Source organism: Nocardia seriolae NBRC 15557 (genome assembly GCF_007990715.1).
Taxonomy (GTDB): domain Bacteria; phylum Actinomycetota; class Actinomycetes; order Mycobacteriales; family Mycobacteriaceae; genus Nocardia; species Nocardia seriolae.
The window spans coordinates 1-4,229 of sequence record NZ_BJWY01000225.1 but is presented as its reverse complement, the minus strand read 5'-3'; the positions used below and the strand labels follow the sequence as shown (position 1 = coordinate 4,229).

Here is a 4,229-nt window from a genome sequence, read left to right as displayed (position 1 = left end):
GGTCCATTAGTTGCAACCTTTATTACGAAGTCTGAGAGAATCGAAGCGCTGAACGCTGACGCAACTGCGAGGTCTGGGAAATCCAGCTTCGCGGAGTATATTGTCAGCGGATGTTGCGGCCCCGGTGGTATTATGGCTGCGTGAAGCGTGCGAACTGTTGCGACGTCTGCCATTTCTCTCCATGCTAAGCGAAAGAAATCTGAACTTGGCTGACCCGACCACTCTGAGTATTCGGATATGTATTCTGAAAATGGCTTAGATATTTGATAACTTGTGCGAGGTATGAAGTTCTCTGAAATTGATTCCGGGTCGATATGTTCGGTATCTTGCCGATTCTTTGAGCTAGGGTTCGGCTGTTGGAATATCGGCGTCGCCACCGTGATATGGGGGCCCTGGATGATCGCCTCGTTCCACGTGTTTGGAACGGCGGGTTTGAATTCGAACAATCCGCGCTTGCGGTCGATCGTCTCGTTCCAGCCGGGTGTCCATTCAAAACCGGTCTGACTCAGGCGAGGTGAGTTGGAAATCTTGTTCAGAACCTCAACGCTAACGTTGTTGATCGGATACAAGATCCGAGCTTCTCTGGTTGGCGTTCCTGGTTCATCTATAAGCGCCGCCCAGTCCTTTAGGACCGACTCGTCGACGTGGATTATTCTCTCCAGGTGCGGGCGCATGTCCCATTCGTCGTTAATATCTCGAACGCCCGGCGGCTGTCCCGATCCATCATGAGCGATCGATCGCTCGATGACGGAGGGGTTGTATATCCATGCTGCTTGTTGAAAGCTAATACGACGGCGTGCAGTTCCGTAAACGTGGACACCGAAGTCGCGTTTATGACTGATCTCGCGGAAGATATAGGCGCTGTTCTTGAACTGCCAGTGCCTGCGCAGTCGCTCATAGGTTTCACGCCGCAGACCCCTGGCGCGAAGTTCTGTGAAATGACTCTCGGGATGTATGAGGGCGGAAATGCCGGATGTTGAGATCGAACGCCATGTTCGCTCCATGAAGCATCGGTATAAATCGGGACGAAGTTCAGCCAATGCTGGTCGGTCTATGTTTGATGCGAGATGTTCGCTGATGCCAGTCTGCTCGGCCCTCTCATCGAGGTAACTCGTCAAAGCAGCGAATGATCCAAGGATCTCATCTCGTTTAGCATGCTTCGCCGATTCGCTTGGCTTTTCCGCGAGTTGCCACCACGGATCGAACTCTGCGAGTACCCCCGCCTCATCCCAATCCGGTCGGACCCACGGCGGGTTACCAACCTGCAGATCGACGCCACCTCTCGCGAACACCGGTGCGAAGTCCAACTCCCAGTGGAAGAAGCCTGCTCGCTCGGCGATCTCCTGAGCAATATTGAGCCAAGGGAACTGGTGGCGGGCATGTTCCACGGCTATGACCCGGGACAGCAGGAGATCGTTCTCCTCTGCGAAATCCAGTTCCTGCCAGCTGGTATCCCGTCCCAGGCTGAGTTGGCCTCGACGTTCGGCGGCGGTCTCCTTCAGCGCGACGCCGAGGATTGCTTCCAATCCGCCGACCCACGTATCCCAGTCCGGGGGTTCCTTGTCAGTGGTCAATGGCCAGGACCAGATGGCGCACCAGGCGTCCATGACGCGTCGCAGGCGCTGGTAGGCCCCGTTCGGGTTGGTGAGGACGGTTTCGATTTGTTCGCGAGTTACCGCTGGGGTGTGTTCGACCGGGGCGGATTCCCATAGGTGGAGGTCGCGTCGGATTTCGGATTCGGCGATGGTTAGGCGGCGGAGGGTGAAGTCCCAAAGGGTTTCGACTCGTTGGGAGAGGGCTGCCAGGCGTTTGATGATGGCCTTGTTAGGGGACTTGCGGATTTCGTTGCGCCACAGGCGGAGTTCTTCGCGCTTGTCCGGGGCGTAGGTCTTTGCTTCGGCGGTGTCGATGACCGCGCCCCAGCCTTCGGCGGGGAGGAGGAAGTGGTGGATGCCGGTGCCGATGTCCTCGCCGAGGGGGACGTCGTTCGGAACGGTCTTCAACCAGGCTTTCTTGGCCAGGAGGGTTGGGGTGTAGACCGCTCGGCGGGCTCCGATGAGGGAGTTGCCGCGGCGGAGGTGGAGGCCGAACCAGGGGGCTTGGAGGCCCGCCACCATGGTGTCGAGCCAGAGCGAGATTTCGGCGAGTTCGACGGCGGTGGCGTTGAGGTCTACGCCGTAGACCTGGTGAAGGGCTATGTGGGCCTTCACCTTTTGGAGTTCCATGGCGTATTTGTCGGCGTCGATGAGTTTGCCGAGGTCTTCTTGCTTGCGCTTGAGGTATTCGGTGGCGAGCTGGCGGACGGCCTCGATGGCGAAGGCGCCCGAGCCTAGGGCGGGCTCGCAGATGGTGAGCTGGAGGATTTCCTCCGGGGTGGTGCGGGTGTCGTTCTGGTCGAGGAGTTCTTCGAGGGCCTGGGAGACGACGAACTTTGTCAGGACTTCGGGGGTGTAGTAGGACGCGGATTGCTGGCGTTCGCGGCCTGCGAGGCGGAAGACGAAGGTGCCCTTGTGGTGGACGACCGGGCGCAGTTCGTGGGTGTCGGGGTCTTCGGCGCGGACGAAGTCGGATTCGGAGAGGTGGTCGGCGCGGTCGGTGGGGACGACCCAGGAGCCCTTCTCCGGGTCGCCGTTCTTGGCGACCTCGAAAAGGTCTTCCTCGGCGAAGAATCCGGTGTAGGACATCAGGCCCTCGTAGACCGCGCCCAGCTGGTTGATGCCGAGTTCGGCGTAGGAGATGAAGCCGCGGTCGGCTCCCTTGCGGCCCTTGCTTTCCTTGGTGAGCAGCAGGTGCTCCAGCACGTCCTGGACCTTCTCGTTGCTGAGGCCGACCTCGTCGATGAGATGGGTCGCCGCCGGGGAGAAGAGGTCCGCGCGAAGCGGATTGAATTCGAGGCCGGGTGCCGGGTCGTCAGGATTGAGCTCACGAACCTTTGGGGTGTGGCCGAACTCGACGAGGTCGAACAGCTTCTTCAGCGACTCGTACAGGTGGGTGCCGGTGCGGGCGCGCACGGTCGCCAGTTCGGTGAGGGTCAGCTCGCGCAGGCGATCGAGCCCGTAACCCTCCTCGTATTCGGGTGCGCCGGTGGGCAATACCTGCATTTCCGGGGAGGCTTCCGCGTACAGCAGGAACAGGATGCGGTACAGGAACCGCAGCGAGTGCTTGGCCAGTTCCTGGCCGTCGATACCGTCCATCGACAGGCCCCGGGCCCGGCGGCGATCCACCACATTGTTGGCGATGATCTCGATGGACAGCCGGATGCCCTCGCGCAGGTCCTTGGAGACGCCGACCGTGTGCTTGACCGAATCCTCGAGGACACCGGTCCACCAGATATTGCCGTCGGCATCGGCTTTCAGCGCCTGATACCCGAAGATCGCTGCCGCCCGGTCGATTTCGCCGCCGCGCGCCTCGTGCTTGCGCTCGGCCACCACCAGCAGGTCGACGGCGAGATATCGGCCCTCGGCCCAGCGTTCGGCCTCGGCCAGCAGCATCCACTGCCCGGCCTGCACGACCACGAAGGCGGGCTTTCGTTCCTTGTCGGTTCGGAACGCCGCCGACACCGCCTTGGAGACCGATTCGATCGGCTTCCCGTCCTCGGTGGCCGGAGTGATCAACAGCCCTTCGTCCGGATCGAGCAGATCCTCGAGCGACGACACCGGATCGGCTTGCAGAAAGAGCACATTCGAGACGCCGGGCAACTGCGCGTCGGGTATCACCAGCTCGGCCCCGGAGCGTTCGGCGACGAAGGGCGTGAGCTCGCCCAGATACCCCAAGGCGGTGCGGACCTCGGCGTGCGCCTTGGGCGCGCCCTGCGGGTTCTCGGCGAGGGCGGCCAGATCGGTCTGTAGATCCCGGCAGGCCGCGAGCAGCGAGCCGCGGACGGTGGCCCGTCCCTCCTTGGCCTCGGCGTCCCAGAGCTTGCGCAGCTCCAGCACCTTGCCGTGGAAGGACTCCTTCACCGAGTCGGTGGTGAAGTAGTGCTCGCTGATCCAATCCTCGCCGATGACAATGGAATCGAAGGAGGCCATGATCACTGATCCTTACCGGGGACGATCACCAGCAGCGGGCGCACCAGCTGCTGTGTGGGAGCGAGGGATTCGGCCAGCCGCTGCTCTTCGGCGATGCGCTGGGACAGTTTGTCCACCTTCTTCTTCTGAGCGCCGAACAGCTCCAGCTGCTCCGCGCCCGAATTCCAGCGCACTGCGCGCCAGCGCCATTGCTCTAGTACT

At 61.3% G+C, this 4,229-nt stretch carries 2 protein-coding genes; both read right to left on the bottom strand.

The window, feature by feature from the left end; translation table 11 throughout:
* Positions 1 to 4,028: Eco57I restriction-modification methylase domain-containing protein (locus NS2_RS35130; protein WP_147207438.1), on the bottom strand; the 4,028-nt coding region annotated here is incomplete at its 3' end.
* A gap of 2 nt (positions 4,029 to 4,030) precedes the next feature.
* Positions 4,031 to 4,229, bottom strand: a 199-nt coding sequence (locus NS2_RS35125) for a hypothetical protein (protein ID WP_147207437.1), incomplete at its 5' end; no start/stop codon positions are given.